The sequence below is a fragment of the Flagellimonas lutimaris genome, from assembly GCF_051494225.1.
Lineage (GTDB): Bacteria > Bacteroidota > Bacteroidia > Flavobacteriales > Flavobacteriaceae > Flagellimonas > Flagellimonas lutimaris_A.
The window spans coordinates 460,172-477,463 of record NZ_JBNPYE010000001.1; the positions used below are offsets into that span (position 1 = coordinate 460,172).

Sequence of the window (17,292 nt, forward strand, 5' to 3'; positions counted from 1 at the left end):
CAGGTTTGATTGCTGTTGCAAATGATGCGGAATGGGCTGGTTCCATAAGATTGTTATCTAATAGCATCAAAAAAAGGTGTCCTTTTTTCTGCCACACATCGGGCCGCGTATAAGTAGTTTGATGCGCTCCAGGTCTGCCAGTCCTGCCCCATGGGTTTACCGTTTTGGGACTTGTACCATTCATTGAAACCAAACCCAAGTTCCTTGTATTTGCCTATTGTGATAAGTTTGGTCAACTCCAATAGCTTTTTCTCGGCCAGATCATATTGCTTAACGGCCACCAATGCTGCAATGTAAAATCCCAATACAAAAGGCCATATACCACCATTATGGTAATCCCCTGGTTGGTTGAAATCGGCATATCTGGGCCGCCAATCGGAATCGTCCCGGTAGATAAATGGGAAAAAATTCGGAGGAAGGTCAACGGACAACTCTTTGTTTTTTTGCATCGAATTACATGATGTCTCAACCCAATCGATTATTTCCTGCGCTTTTGATGGAGAGGCAAGCCCCGATAGAATGGCCATACTGTTGCCCAACAGGTCGAACCGTTCACTACTGTACACTTTATAGGCCCAAAGCGCATAATAGGATTGATGAGGAATGACGAGTCCTTCATGGCCTTGGTTTTTTGCTTGATTTGAGTTGAAGATGGGCCGCTCAATTTCAAAACGTAATTTTTCAGCCCTCTTCGTCTTCCCGAATAATTTTAGATAGGTATAGGCCAACGTATTGACAAACAGTCCATGACCCAAGACCCATTGCTCGTCGCGCCAATCGCTGGTGGGCAGTTGTGCCACCATATAGTGGTCAGATGGACTTTGGTATTCCATCCATAAAAGGGCTGTTTTTATTGAATTTTCTAAAAAAAGAGGTTCATTGGTGACTTTTCTGAAAATTCCTACAGCAATTAAAAAAAGAGGAGTGGTATCACTGGCACCCCGGCCTTCCTTATCATGGACCAAAGAGGGAATATGGCCTTTTTTGGATTGGTTTTGGGCCAACATCAACAAAACATTGCGTACAGTTTGCAATAGCTCGGCATTGTTGGTTGTCGCAATCCCCAGGACTGAAATCAAAAGGTCACGGGTATAGGGTTCGGGATACCCCCAACCTGCTGTTCGCGGCAGATTAAGAAACGGGCCTTTTGAATTGTGCAAGAGCACTTCCAGAGCGGCCACTTCTGCGGATTTTATCAATTTTTGGTTTTCTGAGGTCATTTAATCAATTCCCAGTTTATCCTGTATGATCTGTATGAATTTTTTGGCCACAACCTTGTAGTCAAAACTTTCAACCACATGTTCTCTCGCAGCCTTCCCCATTTCAATCCGTAGGTCTTCATTGTTCATGAGCGTAAACATATACTTGGCTATATCCTGTACATTGGCACGGTAATCAACCGTTCTAGGGATATCGAACTCGATTTTGTGTTTGTTTTCAAAGCCTGATTCCTTTCCCAATACCACTTCTTTGACCACGATTTTTTGGGCCACTTCGGCAAGAAAGGCCGTTTTTTGGTGTATCAGTGTATCCAGCATCCCCATGGCCTTGATGCCGATCACGGGTTTTCCACAGGCCCCGGCCTCAACTTGTGGCATCCCGAACCCTTCCAAACGGGATGGGGCCGCATAAATATCACAGGCACCGATAAGGTACGGCATGAAATTTCTGGAAACGGTATTGGTGGCGTAGGTGACATTCTTTTCAATGCCTAAATGGGTGGCCATTTCCAGATCTAAGAGGTTCTGGGCCTTGGTTCTGGGTTGGGGCCATACTTTGCAGACATATTTCCAATCAGGTGCCTTGGCGTCGATGATCGCCAATGCCTGCATCACCTCTTGGGCTCCTTTGGAAGCGGCATCACCACCAACGGTCAAGATCATTAATTGTTGTGGGGGTATGCCCAATGACTCCCGTACCGCTACAATTTTAGGGTCGTTCTTGTCAAAAGGGATAAAAGATGTGGTATCACACCCAACAGGCAGTACCTCAATGGTTGAGGCCTTGATGCCATCCCTTACGTACATTTCCTTGACCCAATTGGACGTTACCAAGATCAGGGGCAGTTCGTTCAATACTTCCTGATAGTTGGCAATGTACCCATCGGCAACCAGCCAAGGGACAGGGACGGTTCCATAGCGCTGTGGGTGCAGTACCAAGTGAGGGGTATGGCCCCAATACCCAATGCCCACCACCACATCCGGCTCGAACCACCGGTAGTACCACTCTTTTTCCTGCGCCGATTCAAAATGGACCGCATGGGCATCCACACCCAGTTCCAAGAGTCCTCGATAAAGTAGGTCTCCCTGGGTTGCAAGACCACCGGGAGAAGGGGGGTAATCGTAAAGGACCAGAACTTTCATGTTTTAAATCTTAGGTGGGTTGTTGTTGAATTCCCTCGTGTTCCAACCATTTTTGAGCATCTATACGGTCATCAAATTTCCAAAAGGCTTCTTCCCTTGGTGTTGTTTTCGCTTCGAACCCTGTTTTCTCAAATCCGTATACTTCAGTAATTATCCGGTATTTTTCCTTCCAAATGGATTTTGGAAGCGTTTGATGGATGTTTGCAGCTTTAATCGCTTGGGGATAGTATTTTTTGTAGCCATCCTCAAAAGCAAAGGTCCACAGTTCATCGGTGGAAATTTTTTGTTCGCTCCATAACTCGATTACCGCCCTGCCTATTTCTTCATGACGCAGATGCCTGGTATATTCACCAGTGGGACTGTGCGTGAGGACAAGTTCAAAATTCTGCCTGGGAAGCAGTTTTTCAATGGCCTTTTTCACCACGTTTTTGTTGAGCGGTCTTTGTTCCGCGCTATCGTCCAGATTGCCCATACGGCCCTCAGCTTTATAAATGGCAAGCGCTTTTTTAAATTTTGGGCCACGATCAGGGTCATTTTTCCGGCATAAACAGGCAATGAACCAATGATGCTCCGGATGCATCAGCATGATTCCACCGCACCACAAGGTTTCATCATCGGGGTGTGCAACAATGACCAAGATGTTTTTTTTCTCCATGGATTTGAGCTTTTTCATAGAGCTTTTGGTTTTATTCCATTTTTATTTTTTTGGCAATTGGAAGTACGGCCCCGGCCATTTCCCCAATGATGTTGACCAGTTCACTTCCCGCGGGGACCACTATTTTGGAGTTTTTCTCCATAGAGGTTTCCACGGCCTGCAGTTTTCTGAGGATCTGTGCGTTGCCGATAAAGAACTTATCTGCGGCCTCGTTCACGAGCTTTATGGCCTCAGCCTCGCCTTCGGCGTGGAGTATCTTGGCCCGTTTGTACCCTTCGGCCTCTTTTATTTTTGCCCTTTTGATGCCATCCGCGACCGTTTCTGCCGCTGTGGCCGAATCTATGGCCGCAATTTTTTCGTTTTCGGCCTTTACCACTTTGTTCATGGTTTCCTGCACATCCTTGGGCGGGTCAATTTCCTTTAACTCGGTCCTTACAATTTCAATGCCCCAACCCATGGTTTCCGTATGGAGCGTTTTGTACAGCTCCGCGTTGATCTTGCCCCGTTCACTATTGGCCGATTTTAAGGTCAATGTACCAATGATGTTCCTAAGGGTGGTTCGGGCAAGGTTTACGATTTGATACCTATAGTTGTTCACATTGTAAATGGATCCCTTGACACTCTCTTCGTTGTCCTTTACCCTAAAATATACCTGGGCATCCACGCTGGCGTTCAGGTTATCATTGGTGATGATCTCCTGTGGTTCGGCATCCACCATTTGTTCTGTTACGTTGATGATGAACATACGGTCAACCATTGGGATGATCCAATGAAAGCCGGGGCCGGCGAAACCCGAATATTTTCCCAATCTTTCAATCAAGCCCCTTTGTGTTGGCCGAACGATTTTGACCCCTACCAAAAGGAAGATCAAGAATGGAAGAATGACTAAAAGATAGGTGTACATATCGAACTGTTTAAAAATTGTTTTATCGGAGTTTGTCCAAAATGCGGTTATTCGTAACCGCTTTTAATGATAGTGGAGATCATTTTGAACCGCTCGTTCGCCTTTATGGCATTCTTTGAATGGGCAGGGATGATAATGGATTGGCCAGTTTCCAGAGTCTGTGAATTGTCATTGATCGATATTTCGGCCCTCCCTTCGATGATTTGGATGAACGTATCAAAAGGAGATGTTTTTTCCGTCAGGATCTCGCCTGAATCAAAGGAGACCGCGGTGACATTTCCGGTAGTTTTTTTTATGATGGTCTTTATGACCACTGCATTGGGAACATATTCAATAATTTCGACGATAATAAAGACTTTTGATTTTTCGACATCTACATTTTCCATAGCTAAGACTTTATGGGAAGGAAGGAAGTGGGGCATTTATTCCCTCCATTCAACCAGAATAAAGGTGCGGAATCTTTAAGGATAATGTATTACATGGGAAAGAGGAATAGTTGCAGTTTTCCCACATTTATCGTGGGGTCAAGATTTGGAGAAGTAACCTCTTGGTTGCATACCGAAAAATTTGAAAATGGTAATTTTACCTTTCCAAAGCAATCAAAGATCCTCCAGGTTTTTAAGACGCTTCTTTTTTAGTTTTTTATAATATGAAGGCGTTAGTCCCGTAATTTTTTTAAACTGGTTCGATAAATGTGAGACACTGCTATAATGCAACAAATAGGATATTTCGGTCAGGTTCAACTCATCATAGAGCAAAAGCTCTTTTATCCTTTCTATTTTATGGATGATTATAAATTGCTGAATGGTGATTCCCTTTACTTCAGAAAAGGTATTTGCCAAATAGGTGTAGTCATAGCCTAATTTTTCGCTGATGTAATCGGAGTAGTTCACCTTGGGCAGTTCATCCGAATAATGGATCATTTCTATGATCAACGACTTGATTTTTTCAATGATGATCTTCCTTTTGTCATCCAGAAGTTCTAGACCATATTTCTTAAGGTTCTTACGTAAAGCATCTCTTTGAAAATCAGTGATGTCCTCCAAAATTTCTATGGTTCCAAGATCTATGTTGACATAATGGAGCCCCAGCTTTTTGAGTTCTTCCTTGACCACCATCTTGCAACGCAAGCTCACCATGTATTTTATATATAGGAACATTGTTCTTGAATTATGAATTAGTTGTTCTTGAGCAAGCGAAGCGAAATGGTCGTTGATATGTGATTTATACAACTCTTTTTGGAAATTATATAAACACCAGGATGGGATATATGCTTACCTTCTAATGATATGAAAAGTAAAATAGTACATAACAAAAGAAATGATAATCAACTGTTGCAAGAGATTTTTGATCTGACCCTTTCCTTTCAAATGGACTTCCCAGTAATATACGACAATTTATTGGAAACACCACTCTTTTTAAACTATGAAAACAAAGGAATATCAGAAAATGAATTTGAGGAGTATTGCAAATTTCTTAAAGCGCAGCTGCGGGTTTTCGAAAAGGGAAGCAGTATGATTTAAACCATACAGGATTTAAGCGAAAGCTATGATTGCTATTTATAGAGAATGTAATCCAAACCCTGTTAACCTATGATATATGTAATATTTCTGAATATTTCTGTAGCGAGCCCCTGAAGGGAATACACCAACTTTGTGTTGTTCATCCTTAATCAAAATGCTAACAGTAAATTATACCCTATGAAAAAGAACAATTTTACGCAAGTTGCCTTTAAAAAAGTCAGGGATTTCTTTAGACCGATGTTTTACAACGGAAGAAACGGCCTGGCCAAAGAAGGAGATAGCCCAAACAAGGATCGCCTCTGGTTTATTTAAGGCCAAAAAAGTACTGATTTAGTTGGTTGGTTGGTAAGGCTTCTGATATTTTTTTGGAAGCTCAAAAAAGGGCAGGAACTAAAAAACACTGCCCTTTTCAATCCTTAAGCGCTAAACTCCCAAAAGGACGATGGCCTACATAATTTTTAGGTTTTCAAATCAATATTCAATGGTAAATCAATACCCAAATGCGAAAATGTTTCATCCTCTTCACCGTCTATGTGGCAATGCTGTTTCTAGAGACCATGTTATAAAAAGTAAAATCAATATCAACTAAAAATAAGATCTATGTCCAAAGAAAAAGAAGGTAAGCGAAAATCAGACAAGACAACTCCTTTAAAATCACCTAAAGAAAAAAAGGCGGCCAAAAAGGCAAAACGGGATGCCAAAAATAGGTCGGAATAGAAATAGAAATACCACAATCCTATCATAAACCATGCAGACAGGTGAATTTGAAGAATCCATCACATTTAATCTGGCGGATATACTGGAGTTCAATTCCAATGCTATATTGGTCAAAAATATCAGTGTTCAGAACAATTGCGTCATACAGGCATTCGCATTTGATTTTGGTAAGGTATTGTCCCATAAAGAATCCCCTTTTATTCGATTCCTTCATATTATTGAAGGAAAGGCCGAGGTCGTCATAAACGGTAATTCCACTTTTATGCAGAACGGGGATTCCATACTTATTCCAGCATTAGCTTTCAGTTCCATTGAAGCAAACCAAAGGTTCAAGATGTTATGCGTCACCATAAAAGATGAATGACCCATAGACTTCATCGACACAAAAGCAGATTCAATGAAAAGGAATATCATAATAAATAGATACAAAAAAGGAGATCTTGTTTGCGCAAAGGTAAGGCCATGTGTCGTGCTTGTCGTGCGGTTGTACGTCCGTAAGGTGTACTACTGTGCCATCCCAAACAACCCTGCGGCAAATGAATTGGTTTATTTGGACTGTGAACTTAAGCCGTATAGAGGTAAGTTATCGATTCTAAAACAGATAAATGATCATCATTGAAATTGAACATGGCATCTATAATTATTAAGTTCGTTCTAATTCACTTAACGGTGGGCGGTATCAGAGGAGGGTACAGATACCTTATGATTAAAAAATACCAATACAATTACTATCACCACTCCATGAAAATTGTAGGTAGATTGGCTCACAATTGGTTATATGGCACCTTCAATTCAACAACCCTTCTCATTTCAGTTTTCTTGTCCGTCCTGATATTCTTAACTCTTTAGCTTGATCAATAGATTCCAATTCAGAATTGAACGGGACTCGAACCCGAGATCCCCTGCGTGACAGGCACTTTTTTGAAGCTTTTATGGAAAAAATAAAATACATAAAACATTTAAAATAAATATTCTAAACGCTATAGTATAAAAACAGAAAACACGTGCAAAAGTTAGGTGTAAGATTATGGGACAAAAAGCTTAGGTATTTTTGGATAAGACCTTTTGCTGAAAGTTAAGTTTCTTTTTTAATAGTTGCATGTCCTCACTCACTTTTCTGTTCAAAATCTTGGCGTAATGTTGTGTTGTTCGGAGTGATTTATGCCCCAACATCTTGCTTACGGATTCAATGGAGACGCCATTGGAGAGGGTTACAGTGGTCGCAAAAGTATGTCTGGCCAAATGAGTGGTCAGGTGTTTGTTGATTCCGCTGAGGTCCGCTATTTCCTTTAAATAGGCATTCATTTTTTGATTGGTCAATACAGGCAATACCTTTTTATCCACGAGTAAGGGACTGTGCTCATACTTTTCGAGGATCATCAAGGCAGTAGGCAAAACAGGAATATTACTTTTGGTGTTAGTCTTGGTACGTCTGGTATTGATCCAAAGGTCTCCGTCAATCCCTATCACAAAATCGTCATGCGTCAATTTTTTTACATCCGCATAGGCCAATCCGGTAAAGCAGCAGAAAACAAAACAATCCCTTACATGCTCCAAGCGTTCATTTGTAAAAGGATGATCCATCAATTGTTGTAGTTCTTCATTGGTCAGAAATTCCCGTTCAACATTTTTCAATCTTGCTTTCCAATTGGCAAAAGGGTCTTTGGTAATCCAACCATTGGCATAGGCGATCCGAATTATTTTTTTAAAGTTGACCACATATTTAATGGCCGTATTGTGGCTACATTTTCTTTTGGTCTTCAAGTAATATTCAAACCCTGAAATGAAGGCATGGTCTACATGCTGTATTGGAATATCCTTTTTTCTGAGTTCCCTTCGGAGATATTCGCTGAGATGGCTTTTTGCGGTTTTGTACCGTTCTGCTGTACCGGCAGCGAAATCTTTTCCAATTAGTTCATTGACCCTGTCATTGTGTTCCTGAAATATCTCCAAAAGCATTTTGCTGGGCCTGTCCAATCCCAAATAGGACTCTTTAAGTGACACCGCGGTGAGCGCTTGATCTCGACCCCTCAATTTGTCTGCATGGAGGTAAAGGTCAGTGCGTATCTTGCTCAAATAGGAATTTAACTGCCTTACTTCTTGGGAGAACCCCAATACCTTACCATATGCCGCATCCCATGTACTGGGGTGCACCTTGCGTCTTGTACTGAACTCAGCACGCTTTCCGTCGATTGTAATTCTGACATAAATAGTTGACCTGCCAATGCGGTCTTGTTTGTATTTTCTGAGATAGAATAGAAGAGATACCATAAAAGTGACACCGATTTTAACATTATTTGCCTTGAAATTAGGAAAAAAATATTAAACAATTGTAATTATAAATATCTGGTATACAACATTTTAATTGTTATTAGGTGCCCCTTTTTGATGAGATTGGAGGGGGCACCGAAAGGGGTACTTTTTGATATGGTTTCAAATGATATTATTTGATACCATAAAAAATGAAAAACCCTGTAAATTCTTGATTTACAGGGTTTAATGTTTTGAGATGATATCTCACAGCGGAGGAAGAGGGATTCGAACCCCCGGAGGTGTGACCCTCAACAGTTTTCAAGACTGCCGCATTCGACCACTCTGCCATTCCTCCTAAGCGGGTGCAAATATATAAAGCTTTTTCTTATCCTAAAAGACCTTTTTGATTAATTGTTAAAATAAATTACTCAATGTTTTTTTAATAGACAGAAACCAAACTTTCTAAAAATGAGTATGTCCTTTTAAACAATGGTCATACCTTTGTGTAATGCTAGAATGGTACCACTATTTGCTCTTGGTCGCTGTAGGTTTTGCGGTAGGATTTATAAACACGGTAGCAGGAGGTGGTTCCTTGTTATCCCTGCCCACACTTATCTTTTTAGGATTGCCGCCTGCTGTGGCGAACGGTACCAATAGGGTAGCCATAGTGATTCAAACAGCAATGGCAACTGCTGGTTTTAAGAGCAAGGGAATCAGTACTTATCCATTTAATGTTTATTTAGGGATTTCTGCCTTTTTAGGCTCTATCATTGGTGCATACATTGCTGTGGATATAGATGGGGAGACCTTTAACCGGATCTTGGCCATTGTGATGATTGCCGTGGTGCTTATTATTATTTTTAAGCCCAAAATGCGAGTGGAGGAGATGCAGGAACGTCTAACGGGCAAGTACCTTTGGATAAGTTTGATCGTGTTTTTCCTCTTTGGGATTTATGGAGGTTTTATTAATGCAGGTCTTGGTTTTTTAATGATGTTGTTCATGCATTTTTATAATCGAATGAATTTGGTTCGGGTAAATGCGACCAAAGTAGCCGTGGTTTTTATTTATATGTTGGCGGCATTGGCGGTTTTTGTATTCAATGACAAAGTTGATTGGAAGCTAGGGCTTATTTTGGCCATTGGAAATGGTTCGGGAGCATGGTTTGCCAGCAGGTTCTCCGTTAAAAAAGGAGATGGATTTATAAAAACATTTTTAGTAATTGCCGTTGTACTGATGGCTATCAAACTATGGTTCTTTTAAAATAAAATAGTAGTATGCCTGGATTTGAACTTTTTGGGGACAAGGAAAGAAAAGAAGTGCAAGATGTTATGGACTCTGGAGTGCTGATGCGCTACGGATTTGATGCCATGCGCAACGGACATTGGAAAACGAAGGAGCTTGAAAACGGTTTGGCGGAAAGAATGCAATCTAAATACGCACATGCCGTAAGTAGTGGTACGGCGGCATTGACCGTGGCCTTGGCAAGTGCGGGTATTGGAGCAGGGGATGAAGTGATTATGCCCACTTTCACCTTTGTGGCCAGTTTTGAATCTATTTTGGCATTGGGCGCTGTTCCTGTTTTGGTTGATATTGATGATACCTTGACTTTGAAACCTCAAGCTGTTGAAAATGCCATCACTCCAAGAACCAAAGTGGTGATGCCCGTACATATGTGTGGTTCCATGGCCAATTTAGATGCCTTGAAAGCTATTTGTGATAAACATGGATTATTGTTGTTAGAAGACGCCTGCCAGGCCATTGGAGGAACCTACGATGGAAAACCTTTGGGAAGTATTGGAGATTTAGGGTGTTTTTCTTTTGATTATGTAAAGACGATTACTTGTGGAGAGGGCGGAGCTGTCATTACCAACAATAAAGCGTATTATGAAAATGCCCATAAATACTCCGACCACGGTCACGACCATATCGGAAACAATAGGGGAGCAGAGGGACATCCGTTTTTAGGATATAATTTCCGAATCTCTGAAATGAATGCTGCGGTTGGTGTAGCGCAAGTGTCCCGTTTGGATGAGTTTATAGCTATTCAGAAAAGAAACTACACTATTCTTAGGGAAGCATTGTCAAGCATTCCTGAAATAGTTTTTAGAACTGTACCGGATGGGGGAGAGGAGAACTATTCTTTTCTGAATTTCTTCTTGCCCACTGAAGACATTTCAAAAAAATCACATCAAGCTTTAAGTGAAAATGGGGTAGATGGATGTTTTTACTGGTATAACAACAATTGGCACTATTATAAAAAATGGGAGCATTTAACCAATTTGAAATCGTTGGGCAATTTACCAAAAGATGTAAAAGAGTCGTTACCTGACTACAGTAAGGCTGATTTTTCCGAATCCGACAAATGGATGTCCAGAAATATTTCCTGCTTGATTAAATTGGGATGGTCGGAAGAAGAGGCTGTTCAACGTGCCAATACAATGGTAGAAGCCGTAAAATCTTCTATATAAGTATTCTATGTTATTCTGAACGCAGTGAAGAATCTCGCTACACTGTTGCGACAGTTATCTGGATTGGTTCAGAGCCTTACGGATTTGGATTCCTGCTTTCGTAGGAATGACAATTGCAAGTGTTAATTTTAAACGATTATCCTGAGCTCAGTCGAAGGGAATGCAAAAAATCTAGATTCCTGAACTGGAAATTCTTCGCTAGTAATTCACGTATTCCACTATCTCAAGTCCATAACCTACCATACCAACACGTCTGGTTTGACTTGAATTCGTCAATAAACGAATCTTCGAAATATTGATATCATGAAGAATTTGTGCACCGATACCAAAATCCTTGTTGTCCATTTCAATTTTTGGGGCTTTACTAATGCCTTCACCTTGAAGTTTTTTAAACTCGGACAACCTCGTTAAAAGGTTCTTTGATTGGTTACCTTGATTTATAAATATCATGGCACTTTTTTCTTCAGCATTCAATGCATTGAACATGCGTTGCAAACCTTCATCAGGGTTGTTTGTTAAAGTCCCCAATATATCATTGTTTACCAAGGTGGAATTAATACGGGTCAACACCGGTTCTCCACTTTTCCAATTTCCTTTAAGTAAGGCGATATGGACTTGGTCGTTGGTTGTCTGCTTGTAAGCACGCAATCTAAAATCACCAAATCTTGTATGGATGGTAAAGGCTTCCTTAAGTTCGATCAAACTATCGTGTTCCATGCGGTAGGCTATTAAATCCTCGATGGAAACAATTTTAAGGTCAAATTTTTTCGCCACTTTCAGAAGTTGTGGCAATCGTGCCATGGAACCATCTTCGTTCATGATTTCCACAATCACACCAGCCGGTTCCAATCCCGCCAATCTGGCAAAGTCAATGGCCGCTTCGGTATGCCCGGTTCGGCGTAAAACACCACCTTCTTTGGCAATCAAAGGGAAAATATGCCCAGGTCTGGCCAGTTCATGAGGCTTTGTTGATTTATCCGTAAGAGCAAGCACTGTTTTTGCCCTGTCTCCAGCGGAAATCCCTGTGGTGACACCTTTTCCTCTTAAGTCCACGGAAACTGTAAAAGCGGTCTCCAATGGGTCGGTATTGTGGGTTACCATTTTATGGAGTCCCAATTCTTTGCACCGACCTTCGGTAAGTGGAGCACAAATAAGTCCACGTCCGTGTTTGGCCATAAAATTTATGGTATCGGGTGTGATCAATTCGGCTGCTGCCAAAAAATCACCTTCATTTTCCCTATTCTCATCATCCACTACAATGATTACCTTACCTTGTCTGATGTCGGCAATGGCTTCTTCAATAGCGTTTAGCTGTATTTTTTTGTCTTTGGTGATCATTGGTCCTCAGCTTCTTTTTCTTTCTTTTTAAATAATAATTTAATACGGTCTATAAAGTGACCAAATCCTATTAATCCTTTATCGGCGGTTGCTCTTCTGGTGAGTGAAACGCCCAAAGGCAACATAATCAATGTGGGGAGCCAGGCTCCAATGGCTGGGTGAATGTTTCCTTCTTTGGCATAGTTGCCCGCAAACACCCCGATAAAGTAATAAGTCAAAAATAAGATAATGGCAACTACCATGGGCAATCCAAGTCCTCCTTTTCGGATAATGGCTCCTAACGGTGCTCCCACAAAAAACAAAATAATACACGAAAGGGCAAGGGCATATTTTTGATGTAGCGACAAGATATGGCTATTATAAAACTTGTACCTGCTTTGCAATTCCTCTTTTTTGGACTTCACTGTGTTCAGAATGCTGGAAATTTCGTTCTGGGCTTTTTTCATCACTTGGATTTGTTCATAAATTTCCAAATTTCCCAAAAACGCATCTACAGTTATAATGGAATCTATTTTGGTTTCCTCTGCTTTTTCTGGGGGAGTGATCACTGATTTATTTTCAACACTATCTTTGGATATTTTTATAGGGAAAGCCCCCATCCGGGTTACCACATTTTTGGAAAATGCCGTTACTTTTTCAAGATTGTTTTCACGAAGAGAGTCGATATCCTTTATTAAGCGACCTACGTTTTTCATTTTGTTGGTTGTGATATTCTGGTCTTCTTCCAAGTCCTGTTCGTTGAGCTCGGAAATATCAATATTGATGGTGTACGTTTCAAAATTTGACTTCGCAAAGGGTTGTTTTCTGCTTTCTTTGGTATCTTTTGGTATTACCTCCTCGTAGTAGTTACCATCTTTCAACACTAATTGAATAATATCAGATTCTTCACTACTGATCAATTCACCGGATTTTGCCTTGATTACCCTATTGTTGATGTTCTGCTTGGTTTTTTTATGGATGATGACATTGTCCAAAAAACGATCTTGTTCCCCATATTTTTTATCCACCTTAATGTTCATGCCCTCACCGGTTCCTTCGAAATCACTAAAGACACCCTCGGTAATGGCGGCGGCTGGTTTTACTTTGGCAATGTTCCGCCTAAGGTTGAACATTTTTTGTTCCGACTTAGGAATTACATCATTGGCAAAAAAGAAGGTCACTAAACCTAGGAACAGTACAAATACTATAAGGCTTCGCATACCCCGTTGGAGTGATATACCCGAAGCTTTCATGGCTGCAAACTCATAATTTTCTGCAAAAGTACCAAAGGTAAGGATGGAGGAGAGCAGTACCGTAAGTGGTAATACCTTGTCGATAAGGGTAGGGATAAAGTAGAAAATAAACTTGCCAATAATTACCATACCAAGTCCTTTTCCAGCTAAATCATCAATGAACAGCCATATCCCCTGAAAAATGAATATGACAATCAGAATGAAAAAGGAACTGAAGAAGTTGTAAAGAAATCTTCTTAGTATATACTGATCAAGTATTTTCAATGCCTAGTTTCTTATAATGTAGTACCCTTTGTCCTCGTACTTTTTCTCGTCAAAGGTAAACAGAGTACTCGATATGGGCTGATTGGTTTTGAAAGAATTAACGGTAATGGTGGTTTTGGTACCATTGTTTCCCGTTTGAATCAGTTTGTAGATGTGCTTCGTTTGCGTATCTACTCCCAAAAGCACCGATTTTATCTCAGTATTGGAGTCAATGGGAATCAACTTTACATACTGAATTTTTCTCCCGCCTACATTTTGAAGAATGTCCCATTGATAGTTGTGACCTGTTTTATAGAATGTCAACATTTTAGAAGGACTCACGTTGTCATTGTCCTCGTTGACGTCCTCAATGGTTACTTCTTCATTTTCCGGGACCACAGTGTACACTTTTTTGCCATCATACAATTGTGTGGCTCCAAAATAGTTCAATAGATATTTTTCACCATCCAAAGTTACGTTACCATTGGTTTCCTGTTTTAGATTGGCCTCTGTGTTTTCCAAGGTGGATTGGAAATCAATATAAATATTGTCGTAACTCTGGACCTTGTTATATACTTCATCCAAAAGTGCTTTGGCCTTATCGGAGTTCTGGCCGTAGGAAAAAAGTCCAACGGTAAACAATGCTATAAAAAAAATATTTTTCTTGATCATGGTCTTATTTTGCTTCATTTTCTAATAGTTGTTCCAAAGAATACATATCGGGCACAAGAACCTGCCTTGCTTTACTTCCTTCAAATGGCCCTACAATTCCTGCGGCTTCCAATTGATCTATAATTCTACCCGCTCTATTATATCCCAGTTTTAATTTTCGTTGAATTAAGGAGGCTGAGCCTTGTTGGGCGATTACAATTACTTCAGCAGCGTCCCTGAACATGGCATCCCTGTCCGCAATATCATTATCAAGACTTGTGCCAGATTCCTCACCTACATACTCTGGCAGCACGTGTGCTTCAGGGTAGGCACGTTGCGAGCCAATATAATCGGTAATTTTAGCTACTTCGGGGGTGTCCACAAACGCGCATTGAAGCCTTGTAACATCGTTTCCTTGGGTAAAGAGCATGTCTCCGCGACCAATCAGCTGGTCTGCACCTTGGGCATCCAAAATAGTTCTGGAATCTATTTTTGAGGTTACCCTAAACGCTATCCTCGCAGGGAAGTTAGCTTTAATAATACCCGTAATTACGTTTACAGAAGGCCTTTGCGTAGCAATGATCAAGTGAATACCGATGGCACGTGCCAATTGTGCCAATCTGGCAATGGGTGTTTCCACTTCCTTACCGGCTGTCATGATCAAATCGGCAAACTCGTCTATCACTAAAACGATGTACGGCAAAAACTTATGTCCATCGTTCGGATTCAATTTTCTGGCTTTGAACTTGGTGTTATATTCTTTAATGTTTCGTACCATGGCCGATTTTAACAGCTCGTAGCGGTGGTCCATTTCAATACAAAGCGAATTCAAGGTATTGATAACCTTGGTATTATCGGTGATGATGGCTTCTTCGGAATCAGGAAGTTTGGCCAAGAAATGACGTTCAATTTTGTTGTAGAGTGTCAATTCCACCTTTTTAGGGTCCACCAAGATGAATTTAACCTCTGCCGGATGCTTTTTATAGAGGAGGGAGGTGATAACGGCATTTAGGCCCACCGATTTACCCTGACCTGTGGCACCCGCCATAAGCATGTGGGGCATTTTGGCCAAGTCGACTACAAAAGTCTCATTGCTGATGGTTTTCCCAAAAGCGATGGGCAGTTCCATTTCCGCTTTTTGGAATTTATTGGATGCAATCACGGATCTCATGGAAACAATGGTCGCATTTTTGTTCGGCACTTCAATACCCACAGTTCCTTTTCCTGGAATGGGAGCGATAATACGAATTCCTAAAGCAGCCAAGGAAAGTGCTATGTCGTCCTCCAAGTTTTTGATCTTGGAAATACGGATTCCCGCTTCGGGTACAATTTCATATAGGGTTACCGTAGGGCCAATGGTCGCTTTGATCTGGGCAATCCCTATTTTGTAGTTTTTAAGGGTGCTTACAATTCTGTTTTTGTTTTCCTCAAGTTCTTCTTGGTTAATAGTGATTCCTCCGGAAGCACCATGGGCTTCTAAAAGATCTAGTGTAGGGAATTTGTAGTTGCCCAATTCCAGTTTAGGGTCGAACTCTCCAAAATCTTCTACCAGTTTGGCCGCCTTGGCATCGGTTTCTTCCTCGATAGTGGTTTCTTCGACTTTTAGGTCAAGATCGGACTCTTCTTCTTGTGGAAGGTTAACGTCAAGTCCAGCTTCCTCATTTAATGGGGGAATATCCTCTTTGTGCGTATACGTATCAATTTTTTCGGGAACGGAATCATCAGTACTTAATATAATACTTCCTTCTTCATTTTCTATTGGGGTTTCCGTGGTTTGAACCGATGGCTCCTCCTTAAAATCAGATTTGATTTTTTGCTTTTGTTTGCGGAAGAAATTGGCAAAACCTTCGGGCGTAAAATTGAAGAGCTGTACCAAAATCACCATCAAAACAAATATCAGAATCAAAAACACGCCTATTTTACCTGTGTAATCTTGAAGAAAATCGTTCATTTCATAACCGATAAGTCCTCCCAATAATGGAAAGTCTGCCGCGAAAAATCCTAGGGCAACGGAACCCCAAATTACTCCGACCAAGCCCCAAATCCATTTGGAAATAAGGCGTTTTCCATTTAAACCAAGAAAAAGATAAAGCCCTGTTACTGCAAGTAAAAATGGAAACACAAAGGAAGCCAGACCAAATCCTTTATACATAAAAAAGTGACTTACATTGGCCCCAAATTTGTTCAACAAGTTACTTGCTTGGGCATTTCGATCCGCAAATTGGGAAAGCATACTCTGGTCTTCTTGCCATGTAAAGTAAAATGACATAAAAGAGAAGAAAAGTGCAATACTGAGAACTATCAAAAGACTACCAAAAATGATTTTGTTCTGCTTGGAGGGTTTAAAAGATACCTTCTTTTTGGCAGCGGTAGTAGTTTTTTTTGATTTAGATTTTGTTCTTTTTTTGGCCATTAATTGTTTTTAAGCTGGGCTAAGTTACAAATTTACGTTGCTACTCGTGGTCTTGGATTTTACTAAAAGATTTTGGGTACATAGATAATCAAACCAATAATGCTTGCTATGACCGATACTATCATAACGGCTCCTGCGGAAATATCTTTTATCAAACCAATTTTCGGGTCCAATTTGGGCTGAATATAGTCGCAGATTTTTTCAATAGCGGTGTTTACACCTTCTACGCCCATTACCAAACCAATGGATAGTAGTTGAAGAATCCACTCGGTATCGGAGATTTTAAAATAAAAACCTAGTGCTGTAACCGCTAATGCTATAACGAACTGAATCTTGATGCTGGGTTCTGTGCGTAGCAATAGAAGCATGCCCTTTAGGGCATATCCCACACTTTTTATCCTGTTCTGAAGAAAAGATTCTTTAGGCATCTATTAATGCTTCAAGTATTTGTTTTGACATTAATCCACTAGCCGAAAGCTTGATGCGGCATGGTGTCAAAAATACTAAAAAAACCTTCCCGAAGTGTGTTAC

Annotated in this window: 17 protein-coding genes and 1 tRNA gene; 5 read left to right on the plus strand and 13 right to left on the minus strand. The window is 40.8% G+C overall.

Annotated elements, in window-relative coordinates; all coding sequences use genetic code 11:
• Positions 1-53 precede the first annotated feature (53 nt).
• The 6 genes from ACQQ5U_RS02080 to ACQQ5U_RS02105 all read right to left on the minus strand — a co-directional run bounded on the left by ACQQ5U_RS02080 (position 54) and on the right by ACQQ5U_RS02105 (position 5,082).
• Positions 54-1,220 carry a glycoside hydrolase 100 family protein gene (locus ACQQ5U_RS02080; protein ID WP_437395285.1) on the minus strand — a complete coding sequence of 389 codons (1,167 nt, stop codon included), beginning with the start codon at positions 1,218-1,220 and terminating at the stop codon, positions 54-56.
• Complete coding sequence (locus ACQQ5U_RS02085; RefSeq protein ID WP_321413695.1) at positions 1,221-2,363, minus strand: glycosyltransferase family 4 protein; 1,143 nt, start codon at positions 2,361-2,363, stop codon at positions 1,221-1,223.
• A gap of 10 nt (positions 2,364-2,373) precedes the next feature.
• Positions 2,374-3,036 (minus strand): PIG-L family deacetylase, encoded by a 663-nt coding sequence (locus tag ACQQ5U_RS02090; protein ID WP_437395286.1) that lies wholly within the window; start codon positions 3,034-3,036, stop codon positions 2,374-2,376.
• A gap of 13 nt (positions 3,037-3,049) precedes the next feature.
• Entirely contained in the window at positions 3,050-3,922 is an 873-nt protein-coding gene (locus ACQQ5U_RS02095) for an SPFH domain-containing protein (protein ID WP_321413691.1), read from the minus strand.
• A gap of 47 nt (positions 3,923-3,969) precedes the next feature.
• The gene (locus ACQQ5U_RS02100; RefSeq protein ID WP_321413689.1) at positions 3,970-4,308 is read right to left on the minus strand and encodes a cupin domain-containing protein; all 339 of its coding nucleotides are present in this window, start codon (positions 4,306-4,308) and stop codon (positions 3,970-3,972) included.
• Positions 4,309-4,521: 213 nt separating this feature from the next.
• Positions 4,522-5,082, minus strand: a complete 561-nt coding sequence (locus ACQQ5U_RS02105) for a helix-turn-helix transcriptional regulator (RefSeq protein WP_321413687.1) — start codon at positions 5,080-5,082, stop codon at positions 4,522-4,524.
• 129 nt (positions 5,083-5,211) lie between these two features.
• Here ACQQ5U_RS02105 and ACQQ5U_RS02110 point away from each other — a divergent pair, with 129 nt between their 5' ends.
• The 3 genes from ACQQ5U_RS02110 (at position 5,212) to ACQQ5U_RS02120 (ending at position 6,526) form a co-directional block, all read left to right on the plus strand.
• Positions 5,212-5,445 (plus strand): hypothetical protein, encoded by a 234-nt coding sequence (locus ACQQ5U_RS02110; RefSeq protein ID WP_437395287.1) that lies wholly within the window; start codon positions 5,212-5,214, stop codon positions 5,443-5,445.
• 177 nt (positions 5,446-5,622) lie between these two features.
• Complete coding sequence (locus ACQQ5U_RS02115) at positions 5,623-5,757, plus strand: hypothetical protein (protein ID WP_437395288.1); 135 nt, start codon at positions 5,623-5,625, stop codon at positions 5,755-5,757.
• A gap of 436 nt (positions 5,758-6,193) precedes the next feature.
• Positions 6,194-6,526: a cupin domain-containing protein gene (locus ACQQ5U_RS02120; RefSeq protein ID WP_437395289.1), complete on the plus strand. Its 333-nt coding sequence runs from the start codon at positions 6,194-6,196 to the stop codon at positions 6,524-6,526.
• A gap of 677 nt (positions 6,527-7,203) precedes the next feature.
• Here ACQQ5U_RS02120 and ACQQ5U_RS02125 read toward each other — a convergent pair.
• Together ACQQ5U_RS02125 and ACQQ5U_RS02130 are read right to left on the minus strand one after the other, a co-directional pair.
• Positions 7,204-8,433, minus strand: coding sequence for a site-specific integrase (locus tag ACQQ5U_RS02125; protein ID WP_437395290.1), 1,230 nt, complete (start codon positions 8,431-8,433; stop codon positions 7,204-7,206).
• Positions 8,434-8,685: 252 nt separating this feature from the next.
• Positions 8,686-8,770: transfer RNA gene (locus ACQQ5U_RS02130), tRNA-Ser, on the minus strand.
• Positions 8,771-8,923: 153 nt separating this feature from the next.
• On the opposite strand from ACQQ5U_RS02130, the gene ACQQ5U_RS02135 reads away from it, so the two are divergent.
• The gene (locus ACQQ5U_RS02135) at positions 8,924-9,676 is read left to right on the plus strand and encodes a sulfite exporter TauE/SafE family protein (protein WP_437395291.1); all 753 of its coding nucleotides are present in this window, start codon (positions 8,924-8,926) and stop codon (positions 9,674-9,676) included.
• A gap of 14 nt (positions 9,677-9,690) precedes the next feature.
• Positions 9,691-10,884 carry a DegT/DnrJ/EryC1/StrS family aminotransferase gene (locus ACQQ5U_RS02140; protein ID WP_437395292.1) on the plus strand — a complete coding sequence of 398 codons (1,194 nt, stop codon included), beginning with the start codon at positions 9,691-9,693 and terminating at the stop codon, positions 10,882-10,884.
• Positions 10,885-11,082: 198 nt separating this feature from the next.
• On the opposite strand, the gene ribB is transcribed toward ACQQ5U_RS02140, so the two are convergent.
• The 5 genes from ribB to ACQQ5U_RS02165 all read right to left on the minus strand — a co-directional run bounded on the left by ribB (position 11,083) and on the right by ACQQ5U_RS02165 (position 17,189).
• A complete protein-coding gene (gene ribB / locus ACQQ5U_RS02145; RefSeq protein WP_437395293.1) occupies positions 11,083-12,222 on the minus strand; it encodes a 3,4-dihydroxy-2-butanone-4-phosphate synthase in 1,140 nt (379 codons plus the stop codon).
• The gene (locus tag ACQQ5U_RS02150; protein ID WP_437395294.1) at positions 12,219-13,718 is read right to left on the minus strand and encodes an LptF/LptG family permease; all 1,500 of its coding nucleotides are present in this window, start codon (positions 13,716-13,718) and stop codon (positions 12,219-12,221) included. The genes ribB and ACQQ5U_RS02150 overlap by 4 nt, the downstream gene beginning before the upstream one ends.
• A 3-nt stretch (positions 13,719-13,721) precedes the next feature.
• Positions 13,722-14,369, minus strand: coding sequence for a LolA family protein (locus ACQQ5U_RS02155; RefSeq protein WP_437395890.1), 648 nt, complete (start codon positions 14,367-14,369; stop codon positions 13,722-13,724).
• Between the two features lie 4 nt (positions 14,370-14,373).
• Positions 14,374-16,761 (minus strand): DNA translocase FtsK, encoded by a 2,388-nt coding sequence (locus ACQQ5U_RS02160; protein ID WP_437395295.1) that lies wholly within the window; start codon positions 16,759-16,761, stop codon positions 14,374-14,376.
• 62 nt (positions 16,762-16,823) lie between these two features.
• Positions 16,824-17,189 carry a diacylglycerol kinase family protein gene (locus ACQQ5U_RS02165; protein ID WP_437395296.1) on the minus strand — a complete coding sequence of 122 codons (366 nt, stop codon included), beginning with the start codon at positions 17,187-17,189 and terminating at the stop codon, positions 16,824-16,826.
• Between the last annotated feature and the right edge of the window lie 103 nt (positions 17,190-17,292).

What these genes read in the sequence shown, in the direction of transcription:
- ACQQ5U_RS02080 (WP_437395285.1), bottom strand. Translation starts at nt 1,220, where the DNA reads ATGACCTCAGAAAACCAAAAATTGATAAAATCCGCAGAAGTGGCCGCT.
- ACQQ5U_RS02085 (WP_321413695.1), bottom strand. Translation starts at nt 2,363, where the DNA reads ATGAAAGTTCTGGTCCTTTACGATTACCCCCCTTCTCCCGGTGGTCTT.
- ACQQ5U_RS02090 (WP_437395286.1), bottom strand. Translation starts at nt 3,036, where the DNA reads ATGAAAAAGCTCAAATCCATGGAGAAAAAAAACATCTTGGTCATTGTT.
- ACQQ5U_RS02095 (WP_321413691.1), bottom strand. Translation starts at nt 3,922, where the DNA reads ATGTACACCTATCTTTTAGTCATTCTTCCATTCTTGATCTTCCTTTTG.
- ACQQ5U_RS02100 (WP_321413689.1), bottom strand. Translation starts at nt 4,308, where the DNA reads ATGGAAAATGTAGATGTCGAAAAATCAAAAGTCTTTATTATCGTCGAA.
- ACQQ5U_RS02105 (WP_321413687.1), bottom strand. Translation starts at nt 5,082, where the DNA reads ATGTTCCTATATATAAAATACATGGTGAGCTTGCGTTGCAAGATGGTG.
- ACQQ5U_RS02110 (WP_437395287.1), top strand. Translation starts at nt 5,212, where the DNA reads ATGAAAAGTAAAATAGTACATAACAAAAGAAATGATAATCAACTGTTG.
- ACQQ5U_RS02115 (WP_437395288.1), top strand. Translation starts at nt 5,623, where the DNA reads ATGAAAAAGAACAATTTTACGCAAGTTGCCTTTAAAAAAGTCAGGGAT.
- ACQQ5U_RS02120 (WP_437395289.1), top strand. Translation starts at nt 6,194, where the DNA reads ATGCAGACAGGTGAATTTGAAGAATCCATCACATTTAATCTGGCGGAT.
- ACQQ5U_RS02125 (WP_437395290.1), bottom strand. Translation starts at nt 8,433, where the DNA reads ATGGTATCTCTTCTATTCTATCTCAGAAAATACAAACAAGACCGCATT.
- ACQQ5U_RS02135 (WP_437395291.1), top strand. Translation starts at nt 8,924, where the DNA reads ATGCTAGAATGGTACCACTATTTGCTCTTGGTCGCTGTAGGTTTTGCG.
- ACQQ5U_RS02140 (WP_437395292.1), top strand. Translation starts at nt 9,691, where the DNA reads ATGCCTGGATTTGAACTTTTTGGGGACAAGGAAAGAAAAGAAGTGCAA.
- ribB (WP_437395293.1), bottom strand. Translation starts at nt 12,222, where the DNA reads ATGATCACCAAAGACAAAAAAATACAGCTAAACGCTATTGAAGAAGCC.
- ACQQ5U_RS02155 (WP_437395890.1), bottom strand. Translation starts at nt 14,369, where the DNA reads ATGATCAAGAAAAATATTTTTTTTATAGCATTGTTTACCGTTGGACTT.
- ACQQ5U_RS02160 (WP_437395295.1), bottom strand. Translation starts at nt 16,761, where the DNA reads ATGGCCAAAAAAAGAACAAAATCTAAATCAAAAAAAACTACTACCGCT.
- ACQQ5U_RS02165 (WP_437395296.1), bottom strand. Translation starts at nt 17,189, where the DNA reads ATGCCTAAAGAATCTTTTCTTCAGAACAGGATAAAAAGTGTGGGATAT.